This window comes from uncultured Microbacterium sp., from assembly GCF_900078385.1.
Classification (GTDB): Bacteria; Actinomycetota; Actinomycetes; order Actinomycetales; family Microbacteriaceae; genus Microbacterium.
Map to the genome: position 1 here is coordinate 49,457 of NZ_FLQR01000011.1, position 15,268 is coordinate 64,724.

General features: G+C 70.9%; 16 protein-coding genes. All 16 read left to right on the forward strand.

The window, feature by feature from the left end; all coding sequences use genetic code 11:
- Positions 1–76 precede the first annotated feature (76 nt).
- The 16 genes from QZL85_RS13775 (at position 77) to QZL85_RS13850 (ending at position 15,228) form a co-directional block, all read left to right on the forward strand.
- Positions 77–898 (forward strand): thymidylate synthase, encoded by an 822-nt coding sequence (locus QZL85_RS13775; protein WP_295577914.1) that lies wholly within the window; start codon positions 77–79, stop codon positions 896–898.
- Entirely contained in the window at positions 895–1,401 is a 507-nt protein-coding gene (locus QZL85_RS13780; RefSeq protein WP_295577751.1) for a dihydrofolate reductase, read from the forward strand. The genes QZL85_RS13775 and QZL85_RS13780 overlap by 4 nt, the downstream gene beginning before the upstream one ends.
- A 9-nt stretch (positions 1,402–1,410) precedes the next feature.
- Positions 1,411–2,175 carry an SDR family oxidoreductase gene (locus tag QZL85_RS13785; RefSeq protein WP_295577754.1) on the forward strand — a complete coding sequence of 255 codons (765 nt, stop codon included), beginning with the start codon at positions 1,411–1,413 and terminating at the stop codon, positions 2,173–2,175.
- 296 nt (positions 2,176–2,471) lie between these two features.
- Positions 2,472–3,293 (forward strand): type IV toxin-antitoxin system AbiEi family antitoxin domain-containing protein, encoded by an 822-nt coding sequence (locus QZL85_RS13790; protein ID WP_295577756.1) that lies wholly within the window; start codon positions 2,472–2,474, stop codon positions 3,291–3,293.
- 239 nt (positions 3,294–3,532) lie between these two features.
- Entirely contained in the window at positions 3,533–4,510 is a 978-nt protein-coding gene (gene dapA, locus QZL85_RS13795) for a 4-hydroxy-tetrahydrodipicolinate synthase (RefSeq protein WP_295577758.1), read from the forward strand.
- A 61-nt stretch (positions 4,511–4,571) separates the two neighbouring features.
- Positions 4,572–6,248, forward strand: coding sequence for a ribonuclease J (locus QZL85_RS13800; protein WP_295577760.1), 1,677 nt, complete (start codon positions 4,572–4,574; stop codon positions 6,246–6,248).
- 15 nt (positions 6,249–6,263) lie between these two features.
- Entirely contained in the window at positions 6,264–6,752 is a 489-nt protein-coding gene (locus QZL85_RS13805) for a GNAT family N-acetyltransferase (protein ID WP_295577762.1), read from the forward strand.
- Between the two features lie 91 nt (positions 6,753–6,843).
- Positions 6,844–9,513 carry a DNA translocase FtsK gene (locus QZL85_RS13810; RefSeq protein ID WP_295577764.1) on the forward strand — a complete coding sequence of 890 codons (2,670 nt, stop codon included), beginning with the start codon at positions 6,844–6,846 and terminating at the stop codon, positions 9,511–9,513.
- An 18-nt stretch (positions 9,514–9,531) separates the two neighbouring features.
- Complete coding sequence (gene pgsA, locus QZL85_RS13815; protein WP_295577767.1) at positions 9,532–10,113, forward strand: CDP-diacylglycerol--glycerol-3-phosphate 3-phosphatidyltransferase; 582 nt, start codon at positions 9,532–9,534, stop codon at positions 10,111–10,113.
- Positions 10,110–10,652 carry a CinA family protein gene (locus tag QZL85_RS13820; RefSeq protein ID WP_295577769.1) on the forward strand — a complete coding sequence of 181 codons (543 nt, stop codon included), beginning with the start codon at positions 10,110–10,112 and terminating at the stop codon, positions 10,650–10,652. Before pgsA ends, QZL85_RS13820 begins: the two co-directional genes overlap by 4 nt.
- Before the next feature lie 171 nt (positions 10,653–10,823).
- Positions 10,824–11,138 carry a helix-turn-helix domain-containing protein gene (locus QZL85_RS13825; RefSeq protein WP_295577771.1) on the forward strand — a complete coding sequence of 105 codons (315 nt, stop codon included), beginning with the start codon at positions 10,824–10,826 and terminating at the stop codon, positions 11,136–11,138.
- 15 nt (positions 11,139–11,153) lie between these two features.
- Positions 11,154–11,378 carry a DUF3046 domain-containing protein gene (locus QZL85_RS13830; RefSeq protein ID WP_295577773.1) on the forward strand — a complete coding sequence of 75 codons (225 nt, stop codon included), beginning with the start codon at positions 11,154–11,156 and terminating at the stop codon, positions 11,376–11,378.
- Positions 11,379–11,622: 244 nt separating this feature from the next.
- Positions 11,623–12,669, forward strand: coding sequence for a recombinase RecA (gene recA / locus QZL85_RS13835; protein WP_295577775.1), 1,047 nt, complete (start codon positions 11,623–11,625; stop codon positions 12,667–12,669).
- A gap of 2 nt (positions 12,670–12,671) precedes the next feature.
- Positions 12,672–13,367, forward strand: coding sequence for a regulatory protein RecX (locus QZL85_RS13840; protein WP_295577778.1), 696 nt, complete (start codon positions 12,672–12,674; stop codon positions 13,365–13,367).
- Positions 13,368–13,432: 65 nt separating this feature from the next.
- A complete protein-coding gene (locus QZL85_RS13845; protein WP_295577780.1) occupies positions 13,433–14,353 on the forward strand; it encodes an ABC transporter ATP-binding protein in 921 nt (306 codons plus the stop codon).
- Positions 14,350–15,228 carry an ABC transporter permease gene (locus QZL85_RS13850; RefSeq protein WP_295577782.1) on the forward strand — a complete coding sequence of 293 codons (879 nt, stop codon included), beginning with the start codon at positions 14,350–14,352 and terminating at the stop codon, positions 15,226–15,228. Before QZL85_RS13845 ends, QZL85_RS13850 begins: the two co-directional genes overlap by 4 nt.
- Positions 15,229–15,268 lie beyond the last annotated feature (40 nt).

Here is a 15,268-nt window from a genome sequence, read left to right on the forward strand (position 1 = left end):
CCCGACGCTGTGGGCGGGCGCACGTGACGGCCCAAGATGTCGCGTTACGGGCCGGGTGGGGGGACCGGTCGGTAGTCTGGCTGTCGTGACCGATGCATCCGTCCCCACGCCCTACGAGGATCTGCTGCGGGAGGTGCTGGCGGACGGCATCCATAAGGACGACCGCACCGGCACCGGCACCACGAGCGTGTTCGGGCGTCAGATCCGCTTCGACCTGTCGCAGGGCTTCCCGCTGATCACGACGAAGCGCGTGCACTTCAAGTCGATCGCCTACGAGCTGCTGTGGTTCCTGCGCGGCGAGTCCACCGTGCGCTGGCTGCAGGAGAACGGCGTGACGATCTGGGACGAGTGGGCCGATGCGTCCGGCGAGCTCGGCCCGGTGTACGGCGTGCAGTGGCGCTCGTGGCCGACGCCGGACGGCGGGCAGATCGACCAGATCGCGCAGGTCATCGAGCAGATCAGGGCCAACCCCGACTCGCGCCGACTCATCGTGTCGGCGTGGAACCCCGCCGACATCCCGAACATGGCACTCGCGCCCTGCCACGCGCTGTTCCAGTTCTACGTCGCCGACGGCAAGCTGTCCTGCCAGCTCTACCAGCGCAGCGCCGACATGTTCCTCGGCGTTCCGTTCAACGTGGCCTCCTACTCTCTGCTGACCCTGATGATCGCGCAGCAGACCGGACTCGAGCCCGGCGACTTCGTCTGGACCGGCGGCGACTGCCACGTGTACGACAACCACCTCGCGCAGGTCGAAGAGCAGCTGAGCCGCGAGCCGTACCCGTACCCGACCCTGCGCTTCACGCGGACGCCGGAGTCGATCCTCGACTACCGGTACGAGGACTTCGTCGTCGAGGACTACCGGCACCACCCGGCGATCCGCGGTGCGGTGGCGGTGTGACGACAGCGCGGATCGGCCTGATCTGGGCGGAGGCCGCCGGGGGAGTGATCGGCGCGGACGGTGGGATGCCGTGGCACGTGCCGGAGGACCTCGCGCACTTCAAGGCCGTCACGCTCGGGGCGCCCGTCATCATGGGGCGTCGGACGTGGGAGTCCTTCCCCGACCGATTCCGGCCGCTGCCGGGGCGTCGCAACATCGTGGTCACCCGCAGTGCCGAGTGGGATGCCGACGGTGCGGAGCGCGCCGGTTCGCTCGACGAGGCGCTGGCGCTGGCGGGCGACGCGGCGGAGGTCTGGGTGATCGGCGGCGGCGGCGTCTTCCGCGAGGCGATCGGTAAAGCCGACGTGCTCGAGGTCACGGAACTCGACCTGCGGGTGGACGGGGACACGTACGCGCCCGCCCGGTCGGGATGGTCGACGGCGGGCGTCGATCCACGGGAGGGGTGGCACACGTCGCGGAGCGGCATCCGGTACCGATTCCTGACTCTGGAGCCGGCGACGTAGTCTGCACGGATGGCGAAGACGGCACTCATCACCGGAGCGAGCTCGGGGCTCGGCAGCGAGTTCGCTCGGCAGCTCGCCGCGCGGGGAGCCGGTCTCGTGCTCGTCGCCCGCGACGCGGCGAAGCTCGGTGACCTGGCGTTCGCGCTGACCCGCGAGTTCGAGGTCGAGTGCGAAGTGCTCGCCGCCGACCTCACGACAGCGGACGGACTCGCGGCGGTCGAGGCGCGGCTCGGCGACGCGGCGCGCCCCGTCGAGATCCTCGTCAACAACGCCGGGTTCGGGCTGGACCTGCGGTTCGAGCGCAACGACCTGGCCGCCGAGGACCGGCACCTCGACCTGCACGTCCGCGCGACGATGCACCTGACGCACGCCGCGCTGCCCGGGATGCTGGAGCGGCGCTCCGGCCGCATCATCAACGTCGCCTCGGTGGCGGCATTCCTGCCGCGGGGGACCTACGGGGCCGTGAAGGCCTGGGTCGTCGCGTTCAGCCGGTGGGCGAACGCGACGTACGCGCCGCGTGGCGTCGCGGTCACGGCCCTCTGCCCGGGGTTCACGCACACGAACTTCCACGAGCGGATGGGCCTCGCGCCCGGACGCGAGGGTGTGCCGGGTCCGCTGTGGCTCGACGCGCGATCCGTCGTCGCCGAGGGTCTCCGCGACGCCGCGCGCGGAAAGGCGGTGTCGATCCCGTCGCTGCGCTACAAGCTCCTCGTCGGCGTGGTCCGCCTGATCCCGTCCGGCCTCGCCGCCCGTCTGGCCCGCACCGGCCGGTAACCGCGCCGGCGTCGCCGCGGGTCCCGTCCGGCCCGGCGGCGCCCACCGGCGCGACCCGCCCCGCCCGCCCCGACCCCGGCCCACTCCGGTGGCGCCGCGGTGCAAAACGCAGGACCGACCGTGACGCCTGGGGCGCATGTCGTCTCCGCTGCCCCACCTTTCACACCTGATCCTGCAGTTCGCCGCGCGATCGCCGTCCGGCGCCGTCTCCTGCACATCGCCGGCTGACACCTCACTCCGCACCGGTCGCGCCGGGACTCGTCGTCACAAGACCGGCCCGGCGCCACTGTGGCCTGGTGACCGGACGCGTTGTGGACGCCCTCGAGGCACGGGGTGGCGTCGCCGCGGCCCGGGACGTCCTCGAGTCAGGCGTGACCCGCGCGGCACTTGCACGCGCGGTGCGCGACGGCTGGGCGTTCCGAGTGCGGCACGGGGTTTACGCGCTCGGTCGGACCTCGCCCGCCGTCCTCGCGGCCGCCGCGCACGGGGGCGCGGTCGCCTGCGTCACCGCGCTCGCACTGGCGGGCATCTGGGTGCTCGCCGATCCCGGACTCCACGTGTGGCTCGGCGACAAAGGGCGCGCGCATCAACATCCCGGATGCCGCTGCGTCGACCACCATGGCGAGGGTCGAGCGACCTTCGGAGTCGTGCCGGTCTCCGATGCGCTGGTGCAGGCGGCGCGGTGCCTCAGCAGGGAGGGGTTCTTCGCCGCGTACGAATCGGCGTGGCGTCTCGGGCTCATCGGCGCGGCCGACCGCGTCGCCGTCCGGTCGGCGCTCCCGGCCCGGCTGCGCCGCGTGCTCGACATCGCCCGCGGTGACGCCGAGTCCGGGCTGGAGTCGCTCCTCCGGCTGCGGCTCGCGGACCGCGGCATCCGGCTGGACTGTCAAGTGCCGATCCCCGGTGTCGGACGGGTCGACTTCGTGCTGGCCGGACGGATCGTCCTCGAGGTGGACGGCCGCGAGAACCATGACGGACCGTCGAAGCGGCACAAGGACCTCGTCCGTGACGCCGCCGCGGCCGCCGCGGGGTACGAGACTCTCCGGTTCGACTACGCGCTCGTCGTCTACGACTGGCCGCTCGTCGAGGCCGCGATCCTCCGCCGCCTCGGCCGCTGACTGATTCGAGGCCGGGTCAGCCCTCCCGGTCGCGAGCAGACCGCAGGAGCACCGGTGACTGACGGGCCCCGTGAGCCACATGGGTCGCACCAGTCACAGGTGCTCCTGCAGATCGCCGACCCACCCGGCTCGACGCGACCACACGGCCACCGCACGGCGACCAGCCCCGCCCCACCCGACCCCGGCCCGCCGGAGACCGGCGCCGCGTCGACCGGGAGCCGAACCGATAGCCTGGGGGGATGACGCACACGAGCAACCCTTTCGGACAGGTACTCGTCGCGCTCGTCACCCCGATGACGGCCGACGGCGAGGTCGATTGGCCCGCCGTCGAGAAGCACATGGACGACGTCATCACGGCCGGCGCCGACGGCATCGTCGTGACCGGCACCACGGGCGAGACCAGCACCCTGACCGACCCGGAGAAGCTCAAGCTCGTCGAGGTCGGCAAGGACGTCGCCGCGGGCCGCGCGAAGATCATCACCGGCGGCGGCTCCAACGAGACCGCCCACGCGATCGAGCTGTACAAGGCCAGCGAGAAGGCCGGCGCCGACGGCATCATGATCGTCACGCCGTACTACAACAAGCCCACGCAGGCCGGCATCCTCACGCACTTCCGGCTCGTCGCGGACGCGACCGATCTGCCGGTCATCCTGTACGACATCCCCGGCCGCACGGGCGTCCCGATCAAGTACGAGACGATCCTCCGGCTCGCCAAGCACCCCAACATCCTCGCGATCAAGGACGCCAAGGGCGACTTCAGCGAGGTCAGCCGGGTCCTGAACCAGACCGACCTCATGTACTTCTCCGGCGACGACTCGAACGTGCTCCCGCACCTCGCGATCGGCGCGACGGGCCTCATCGGGGTGACGGCGAACGTGGCGGCTGCTCCGTACCGCGTGATCGTGGATGCGGTGAACCGCGGCGACCTGAAGGCCGCGACCGCGGCGCACCAGCAGCTCGAGCCGCTCGTGCGCGCCGTCATGACGCACGTCCCCGGCACCGTGAGCGCGAAGTACATCCTCCACGGCCTCGGCCGCATCTCCAGCCCCCGCGTGCGCCTGCCGCTCGTCGGGCCGGAGGAGTGGGAGGCCGCGGCCATCGAGGACGAGCTCGCACTCGTCAAGGGCGTCCAGGGCGCCGACTTCTCCAACTTCCGCCCCGACCGCAACGCGGCCGCCGGCGGCGCACTGCCCAAGGTGCACGGCACCACACGCTGAGCCCGGCGCTCACACCCACAACCGAACAAGCGGATGCCGCGGCATCCGGAGGAGGCATCCCATGCCCACGAACGTCTACGATCCGCCTGCCCTCGAGCCCGGCACCCTCCGCGTCACACCGCTGGGCGGCCTCGGCGAGATCGGCCGCAACATGACGGTCTTCGAGTACGGCGGCAAGCTGCTCATCGTCGACTGTGGTGTGCTCTTCCCCGAGGAGCACCAGCCCGGCGTCGACCTGATCCTGCCCGACTTCGAGCCCATCAAGGACCGCCTCGACGACATCGTCGCGGTCGTGCTCACCCACGGTCACGAAGACCACATCGGCGCCGTGCCGTACCTGCTGCGCCTCAAGCGCGACATCCCCGTCATCGGCTCGGGCCTCACGCTCGCGCTCGTCGAGGCGAAGCTCAAGGAGCACCGGATCAAGCCGTACACGCTGACGGTGACGGAGGGTCAGACCGAGAACATCGGGCCGTTCGAGCTCGAATTCGTCGCGGTCAACCACTCGATCCCCGACGCGCTCGCCGTCGGCATCCGCACCCCCGCGGGCCTCGTGCTCGCGACCGGCGACTTCAAGATGGACCAGCTGCCGCTCGACGGCCGGCTCACCGACCTCCGCGCCTTCGCCCGGCTCGGCGAGGAGGGCGTGGACCTCTTCCTCGTCGACTCGACCAACGCCGACGTCCCCGGCTTCACCCCGCTCGAGCGCGCCATCGGCCCGGTCCTGGATCAGGTGATCGCCAAGGCCCCGCGCCGCGTCATCGTCGCGAGCTTCTCCAGCCACGTCCACCGCGTGCAGCAGGTCATCGACGCCGCCGCCGAGAACGGCCGCCGCGTCGCGTTCCTCGGCCGCAGCATGGTGCGCAACATGACGATCGCCGAGGACCTCGGCTACCTGAAGGTGCCGGATGGCGTGCTCATCGACTACAAGAAGGCCAAGGACCTCCCCGACGACCGGATCGTCTACATGTCCACGGGCTCGCAGGGCGAGCCGATGGCCGTGCTGTCGCGGATGGCGAACCTCGACCACGCGATCGAGCCGGGCCCCGGTGACACCGTCATCCTCGCCTCGAGCCTCATCCCGGGCAACGAGAACGCGGTGTACCGCGTCATCGACGGGCTCACCAAGCTCGGCGCGAACGTCGTGCACAAGGGCAACGCCAAGGTGCACGTCTCGGGCCACGCCGCCGCCGGCGAGCTGCTGTACTGCTACAACATCCTCAAGCCCCGCAACGTCCTGCCCGTGCACGGCGAGTACCGCCACCTGATCGCGAACGCCAAGCTCGCCCAGGACACCGGCATCCCCGCCGAGCGCACGATCATCGGCGAGAACGGCACCGTCGTCGATCTCAAGGACGGTCACGCGGAGGTCGTCGGGCAGCTCGACCTCGGGTTCGTGTACGTCGACGGCTCGACGGTCGGCGAGATCACGGATGCCGATCTGAAGGACCGTCGCATCCTCGGCGAGGAGGGCTTCATCTCCGTCATCGTCGTGGTGGATGCCGCGACCGGCCGCATCATCACGGGTCCCGAGATCCACGCCCGCGGGTTCGCGGAGGACGACGCCGTGTTCGACTCGGTCAAGCCCAAGATCGCCGCCGCGCTCGCCGAGGCCGCGCAGTCCGGCGTCCGCGACACGCATGCGCTGTCGCAGGTCGTCCGCCGCACGATCGGCCGCTGGGTCAACCAGGCGCTGCGCCGCCGACCGATGATCGTGCCGCTCGTCATCGAAGCCTGACCCGGGCCTCCGCCGATGTCCTTCCGCACCCGCCCCGCCGTGCAGGCCGACGGCGCATTCCTGGCCGACATGGTCGTGGAGGCGGCGAACTGGCGGCAGGGCGGGGTGCGGCCGCGGCACGAGATCCTCACGCACCCCGACCACAGTCGGTACATCGCCGGATGGATGCGGTCGGGGGATGCCGGCATCGTCGCGATCGACGAGCAGGATGAGCCGGTCGGCGCGGCGTGGTACCGCGTCCTGCCGCGCACCGACCCCGGTCTCGGGTACCTCGCGACCGGGGTGCCGGAGCTGATCATCGGCGTGCGGCCGATCTGGCGCGCCCACGGCGTCGGCCGGACGCTGCTGCAGCGGCTGTGCGAACAGGCGCGGGCGGACGGGCACGGCCGGATCAGCCTGTCGGTGGAGCGCGGCAACTTCGCCCAGACCCTCTACCGCTCGGAGGGCTTCGCCGTCACGCAGAGCGGATTCGGGCGCGACACCATGGTCAAGCTCCTGCGCTGACCCCCGCGCCGCACGATCGGCGACCGGCCCTTCGCGCCGAACAGCCGCGTCAATCCGCGGGATCGCGCACCATGCGGCCTACCGTGGGGGGATGGCCAGGAGCAGCAGTCCGACCGCGAGCCCGCGCGCGTCCGCGAAGGGCTCCTCTTCGCGCGCGCCGAAGGCGGCGCCCGCCCCCAAGCGCTACGTCGACGAGCCGGAGAAGCCGCCCGCCCTCGCCCGCGCCTGGATGGGCCTCGCGCACGCCACCGGCGGCGTGTTCCGCACGTTCGGGCCGGAGACGCTCGAGAAGGATCAGCGCCGCGACGGGTTCCCGTTCGTCCTCGTCCTCCTCGCGATCGTCGGCGGCGTCGTGGAGTGGTTCCTGATCGGCACCGAGGTCGGCACGACGATCAGCGCGTTCTCGGTCGGGGCGCTCGTCGGCCGCGAGGCGTTCATCCTGCCCGTCCTGCTGCTCTTCCTCGCCGGCTGGTTGTTCCGCCACCCGCCGTCCGTGCACGACAACGGCCGCATCGGCATCGGCTTCGGCCTCTTCATCCTCACCATCGCGGGCTTCTGCCACGTGCTCGGCGGTCGCCCGCAGCCGAAGTCCGGCCTGCCGGCGCTGAGCGAGGCCGGCGGCCTGTTCGGCTGGATGATCGGCGAGCCGCTCGCGATGCTCCTCACGAACATCGGCGCCGGAATCGTGCTGGGCCTGCTGAGCGTGCTCAGCATCCTGATCCTCACCAAGACCCCGCCGAACCGCATCGGCGCGCGCCTCGGCGACCTCTACGCGTGGATGTTCGGCACGGAGCGCGTGCCCGCCGACGCGTCGACGGTCGCGTGCACGCCCGACGCGGACAAGGATGCCGGCGACAGCCTGCCGTGGTGGCGGCGGAACAAGTCCGGCCGCGAAGAGGTCGACGACGCCCACCTCGGCTCCGACGATCTCACCGCGCTGCTGGACGGCTCCGGCCCCGGCGCCTTCGAGACGGCGGTCACGGTGCCGACACCCGCGCCGGACGCACCGACCGAGATCATCGACCCGGCCGTCGTCGCCGGGGCGAAGCGCGCCGCCGGGAAGGCCGACACCGCGATCCGCGAGGACACGCAGGAGATCGTCGACGACGGGCTCCTGCCGGGCTTGAGCGGCCTGGGCGGCGACCACGACGGGCGTCCGCCGGCCGCTCCGTACCGCCTGCCGTCGGTCTCGACGCTCGCCGAGGGCACGCCCCACAAGGCGCGCTCCGAGACGAACGACCAGATGGTCCGCGCCATCATGGGCGTCTTCGAGCAGTTCTCCGTCGACGCCCGTGTCACCGGCTTCTCGCGCGGCCCGACCGTGACGCAGTACGAGATCGCCCTCGGCTCCGGCGTCAAGGTCGAGCGCATCACGGCGCTCACCAACAACATCGCCTACGCCGTCGCCTCCAATGAGGTGCGGATCCTCGCGCCGATCCCCGGCAAGAGCGCCATCGGCGTGGAGATCCCGAACCTCGACCGGGAGATCGTCACGCTCGGCGACGTGCTGCGCTCGCCGGCCGCGGGCGCCCAGACGCATCCCATGACGATCGGCGTCGGCAAGGACGTCGGCGGCGGCTACGTCATCGCGAACCTCGCGAAGATGCCCCACCTCCTCGTGGCGGGCTCCACCGGCTCCGGCAAGTCGAGCTTCGTGAACTCCATGATCACGAGCCTGCTGATGCGGGCGAAGCCCGCCGACGTGCGCATGGTGCTCATCGACCCCAAGCGCGTCGAGCTCACGAGCTACGCCGGCGTCCCGCACCTCATCACCCCCATCATCACGAACCCCAAGAAGGCCGCCGAGGCGCTGCAGTGGGTCGTGAAGGAGATGGACATGCGGTACGACGACCTCGCGTCGTTCGGCTACCGGCACATCGACGACTTCAACCGCGCCGTCGTCGCGGGGGAGATCAACCTGCCGGTCGGCAGCGAACGCGTGCTGAAGCCCTACCCGTACCTCCTCGTCGTCGTGGACGAGCTCGCCGACCTCATGATGGTCGCGCCGCGCGACGTCGAGGACTCGATCGTCCGCATCACGCAGCTCGCCCGGGCCAGCGGCATCCACCTGGTGCTCGCGACCCAGCGTCCCTCCGTCGACGTGGTCACGGGCCTCATCAAGGCCAACGTGCCCTCGCGGCTCGCGTTCGCCGTGACGAGCGTCACGGACTCCCGCGTCATCCTCGACCAGCCCGGCGCCGACCGGCTCATCGGGCAGGGCGACGGGCTGTTCCTGCCGATGGGCGCCTCCAAGGCGATCCGCGTGCAGGGCGCCTGGGTGAGCGAGGCCGAGATCGAGCGGGTCGTCTCCCACGTCAAGGGTCAGGAGCGTCCCCAGTACCGCTCCGACGTCGCGGCCGTCGCGGAGAAGAAGGATATCGACGCCGACATCGGCGACGACCTCGAGCTGCTCCTCGCGGCTGCCGAGCAGATCATCTCGACGCAGTTCGGCTCGACCTCGATGCTGCAGCGCAAGCTCCGCGTCGGCTTCGCGAAGGCCGGGCGCCTCATGGACCTGCTCGAGTCGCGGGAGATCGTCGGGCCCTCCGAGGGCTCCAAGGCCCGCGACGTGCTGGTGACCCCCGACGAGCTGCCTGCCGTGCTCGCGCGGCTGCGCGGCGACGAGCCGCCGGCATCCGCCGCGGGCACGGCGACAGACCCCTACGGTCCGAACGCCGTCGACGCGCAGTTCCACGGCTACGAGGTCGTCGAGGAGGACCGCGGCGACGAGGACGCCTGGGGCCTCACCGGCCGCGACTGACGCGACTAGGCTCGGTCTGTGGCGATCCCGAGGCAGCTCCCGAACGCGATCACGATCGTGCGCATCCTGTGCGCCCCGATCTTCGTCTGGATGCTGCTGGCCGATGCCGGCGCCGATGGCGCGCTGCGCTGGGGCGCGGCGGTCCTGTTCATCGTGGCGATCGCGACAGACGGGATCGACGGCTACCTGGCCCGCCGCCACGACATCGTCACGGACCTCGGCAAGCTCTTGGACCCGATCGCGGACAAAGCGCTCACCGGCTGCGCGTTCGTGTGCCTGTCCATCCTCGGCGAGCTGCCCTGGTGGATCACGATCCTCGTGCTCGTCCGCGAGGTCGGCATCACCGTGCACCGGCTCATCGTCGCGGGTGACCACGTCGTCGCCGCCGCGTGGATGGGCAAGCTCAAGACCGTGGCCCAGGCCGTCGCGCTCTCCCTCGCCCTCCTGCCCCTGTGGACGGTCGTGGGGGAGTGGATCCACATCGTCAACGCGATCGCCATGACCATCGCCGTCGTGCTCACCGTCGCGAGCGGCCTCGACTACGTGCTGACGGCGATCCGCGCCGCGCGGGACGGCTCCCGCGGCGAGGTGCGCGCATGACGCACCAGCCGCCCAGCTCACTGCCCGAGGACCTCGAATCCACGCTCGTCTCCCCGAGCCGGCGCACCGAGCCGGAGCGCCTCGTCGCCCGCCTCAAGGACCTCGGCTGGTCGGTGGGTGTCGCCGAGTCGCTCACCGGCGGGCTCGTCGTGTCGTCCCTCGTCTCGGTCGCGGGCGCTTCCGCCGTCGTCCGCGGCGGCATCGTCGCGTATGCGACCGATGTGAAGGAGTCGCTGCTGGGCGTGGATGCCACGCTGCTCGAGGCGCACGGACCCGTCCACCCGCGCGTTGCGCGGCAGATGGCCGACGGCGTGCGCCGCGCGGTCGGCCGCGACGGCATCCCCGCCGATGTCGGCATCGCGACGACCGGCATCGCCGGTCCGCTGTCGCCGGATGGTCAGCCCGTGGGCACCGTGCACATCGCCATCTCGACGCCGCTGGGGTCGCGTGTGGAGTCCTTCCAGCTCGGCGGGGACCGGGAGGCCATCCGCGCCGAGGCCGCCGCCCGCGCCCTCCGACTGGCACTGGACGCGCTGTGAGCGACCGCGGCGTGACGGAAGAGCTGTGACGGGCGGGAATACCCGTGGTTTCAGCTCCGTTACGTATCAGTGATTCCCACCCATTCCCCAGCGCTGCGGGTCTAGGGTGACTGGCAAGTGAGGTAGCGTGATCCCCTCGGGGACGCGGAAGATCGAAGGAGGGGGCCCGACATGATCCTGGTTCGTCAAGAGATCGGCGATGTCCTGCGCGACTTCCGCCTGCAGAAGGGCCGCACCCTGCGACAGGTCGCAGGTCGCGCGAGCGTGGCGCTCGGCTACCTCAGCGAAGTCGAGCGTGGACAGAAGGAAGCCTCGAGCGAGATCCTGGCCGCCGTGGCGGACGCCCTCGATGTGCCCATCTCCACGATCATGCGTGAGGTCGGCGACCGCATCTCGGTGCTCGAGGGGCTGCACACGTTCTCCGACGTCGTCCCGGACGACATCGCTTCGCTGGACGAGGTCCAGCCCGAGCTCTCCCTGCGCTGAGCCGGCACTGTACGCATGCGCTTGAGCGAGTTCCATCGCGCCGTCGAGGATGAGTTCGGCGCGCGCGGCGCGACGCTCGTCGACGACTTGAGCCTCGTCGCCCTGGAGAACCGCACGCCGCGCGAAGCGCTGAAGGACGGTGTCCCCGCCCGCGACGTGTGGCTCGCGCTCTGCGGCGAGATGGATGTGCCCGCCGCGCGGCGGCACGGCGTCGGTCGGCTGGATCCGCGCGGCCGCTGACCCGGAGATCGGGTTCCGACACGCGGCGTGTCATCGAAGCTCTGTTCGATTTCCGCGTAGTCTCCTGCACAAGAGGTGTCGTGGAAGCGTCTTCCTCGATGCGAGGGTTCAGCCGACGGATGTCGGAGGTCCTTCGTAGCGTGGGAGACGTCAGACAGACACCACATGCCTTGTCGCAGCATCACCCCGCCGGGGCGAGCGCGACAGCCTATAGGCGACGGAACGCGAGCATAAGGAGCACGCCATGCCCTCAGCAGTTGACCGCGAGAAGGCCCTCGAATCGGCCCTCGCCCAGATCGACCGGCAGTTCGGGAAGGGCTCGGTGATGCGCCTCGGCAGCGACGACCGCGCCCCCGTCGAGGTCGTCCCCACCGGGTCGATCGCCCTCGATGTCGCCCTCGGCATCGGCGGGCTCCCGCGCGGCCGCATCGTCGAGATCTACGGACCGGAGTCCTCCGGTAAGACGACGCTCACGCTGCACGCGATCGCGAACGCCCAGCGCGCCGGCGGCATCGCCGCGTTCATCGACGCGGAGCACGCCCTCGACCCCGACTACGCACAGAAGCTCGGCGTCGACATCGACGCGCTGCTCGTGTCGCAGCCCGACACGGGCGAGCAGGCGCTCGAGATCGCCGACATGCTCGTCCGCTCCGGCGCGATCGACCTCATCGTGATCGACTCGGTCGCCGCACTCGTGCCCAAGGCCGAGATCGAGGGCGAGATGGGCGACTCCCACGTCGGCCTGCAGGCTCGCCTCATGTCGCAGGCGCTCCGCAAGCTGACCGGTGGACTCAACCAGACGAACACGACGATGATCTTCATCAACCAGCTGCGCGAGAAGATCGGCGTGTTCTTCGGTTCGCCGGAGACCACCGCCGGCGGCAAGGCGCTGAAGTTCTACGCCTCGGTCCGCCTCGACATCCGCCGCATCGAGACCCTCAAGGACGGGACGGACGCGGTCGGAAACCGCACCCGCGTCAAGGTCGTGAAGAACAAGATGGCGCCGCCCTTCAAGCAGGCCGAGTTCGACATCCTGTACGGCGTCGGCATCTCGCGCGAGGGCAGCCTCATCGACTTCGGCGTCGAGCACGCCATCGTCAAGAAGTCCGGTGCCTGGTACACGTACGACGGTGAGCAGCTCGGTCAGGGCAAGGAGAATGCGCGCAACTTCCTGATCAAGAACGCCGATATCGCCGCCGACATCGAGACGAAGATCAAGCAGAAGCTCGGCATCGGACAGCCCAAGGTCGTCGAAGAGTCCGACGAGCTGGCCGCCCGCCGCCCCGCCTGATCATGCGTTCGGACAACGGGGGCGAGCGCGACGACGAGACGCTCGCCCCCGTCATCCCGCTCTTCGGCGGGGCGACGGGTGCGGACACGGCGCCAGTGCGCCACCGGCCCGGCGTCGACAACGGCCCCGGGCCGCAGACGCCGGAGTGGCACCCGACCTGGGTGGCGGAAGAACCGCCGGCGCCCGCGGTCGACGACGACTCTGCCGCAGCCGACGCGCTCGCACGCGCGGAGAAGGTGCTCCTGAAGAAGCTCCGCACCCGCTCGCTCTCGATCCGTGAGGCCCGCTCCGCGCTCCGGGAGCACGACCTGGACGACGACGTCGTCGCGGCATTGCTCGACCGCTTCGTCGCGCATGGGTACCTGGACGACGAAGCCCTCGCCGAGCAGCTGATCCACAAGGCCGTCTCCCGCAAGGGGCAGGGTCGGCAGGCGATCGCGCAGACGCTGTCCCAGCGGGGGATCGGGCGTGACGTCATCGACATCGCCCTCGAGTCGCTGCCGGACGACGAGGCCGAACGCGCCCTCGAGTTCGCGCGTGCCAAGGCCGGCTCGATGGACTCCCTCGAACGCGACGTCGCGCTGCGTCGCCTCTCCGGTCAGCTCGCGCGGCGCGGCTACGGCTCGACCGCGCTGAGCGCGGCACGCCAGGCTCTGGACGAGCGCGCGAGCCCCAAGAGCCGCGTCCGCTTCGAGTGACGGGCAGGGACGCGGCGGCGCCGCGGATACCTCGCTAGGATCGGGCCCGACGAGCGGAGGATGCCGTGGCGATCGAGGTGCAGGGGCTCACGAAGCGCTACCGCGCGAAGGTCGCCGTCGACGACATCTCCTTCACGGTGCCCGACGGGGGCGTGTTCGCCTTCGTCGGCACCAACGGCGCGGGCAAGTCGACGACGATCGGCTGCCTGACGACGATCCTGCCCTTCGACGCCGGTGAGGTGGTCGTGAACGGGCACGACGTGCGCCGTGAGGGGGGTCAGGTCCGCGAGTCCATCGGGGTCGTCTTCCAGGACTCGCTCCTGGACCCGCTGCTGACCGCGCGGGAGAACCTCCGCCTCCGTGGCCGGCTCTCCCACGTGCACGGCGGCGCGCTCGACCAGCGGATCCGCGAGGTCGCCCAGCTCATCGGCCTGGAGGAGTTCCTCGACCGCCGGTACGGCGTGCTCTCCGGCGGCCAGAAGCGACGCGTCGACATCGCGCGCGCCCTGCTCCCGGAGCCCGCGGTGCTCTTCCTCGACGAACCGACGGCGGGACTCGACCCCGCCAGCCGCGCCCTCGTCTGGTCGACCCTGCACGAGCTCAGCGCGCGCACCGACTTCACTGTGTTCCTGACGACGCACTACCTGGAGGAGACGGAGGAGGCGGCGCGCGTCTGCGTCATCGACGACGGCCGGATCATCGCCGATGACACGCCGGCCCGTCTGCGCGCGCAGTACAGCCGCAGCACCCTGACCGTCACGACCGACGACGCGGACGCCCTCCTGGAGCTCAGCCGCGCGGCGGGGGCCGACCCGGTGCGCGAGGGCGACGTCGTCGCCGTCGCGGTGCCGGACGCCGACGCGGCGCGGGCGCTCCTCGCCGCGCACGGCGACCACGTCCGCGATTTCGAGTTCCGGCACGGCCGCATGGACGACGTCTTCCTCGCGCTCACCGGGCGCCCGGCCGATCAGGACGCGGCCGCATGAACGTGGTCGCCGCGATCGTCGGGCGCAACCTGCGCCTCTTCTTCCGCGACCGCCTCAACGTCTTCTTCTCCCTGCTGGGCGCCGTCATCCTCTTCGCGCTCTACACGCTGTTCCTCGGGAACCTGCAGACCTCCGACCTGGCCGGGTCTCTTCCCGGCGCCTCCACGGGCGAGGTGCAAGCCTTCGTCGACAGTTGGATGTTCGCGGGCATCGTCCTCATCACGACCGTCACGACGGGGCTCGGCGGGCTGGCGGTGCTGGTGGACGACGATCAGTCCGGCCGGTTCCGCGACTTCCTCGTGGCGCCGCTGCGCCGCGGCCAGCTCGTCCTCGGCTACCTGCTGTCGGCGGTGCTGGTGGCGGTGCTGCTGTCGGTCCTCGTGCTGGTGATCAGCATCCTGTATCTCGGCCTGATCCGTGGCACCTGGCTGACCGTACCCGCGATCCTCCGGAGCCTCGCGATCGTCCTCCTGGCGTGCGTCTCCTTCACGGCGCTGTCCGCGCTCATCGTGTCGTTCGTGCGCACGAACGGCGCCTTCTCCGGACTCGCCACGATCGTCGGCACCATCCTCGGCTTCATCGCCGCCGCGTACATCCCGATCGGAGTCTTCCCCGACGGGGTCGCATCCGTCGTCGCTGCCCTGCCGTTCGCGCAGGCCGGGATGCTGCTGCGCCGGGAGTTCGCCGGCGATACCCTGGCGCAGATGACGGCCGATGTCCCCGATGCCCGAGAGGCCTTGCGCGCGGTGTACGGGCTGGATCTGAGCATCGGCGACTGGGCGGTCCCGGCATGGTTCGTGGTCGTGGTGCTCGTCGCGCTGGCGGCCGTCTGCACCGTGCTGTCGGCCGTGCGCACGCGCCTCCGCATCCGCTGAACAGAGCCCGCGCCGTCCCGGCTCGTAGAATGTGTCCATC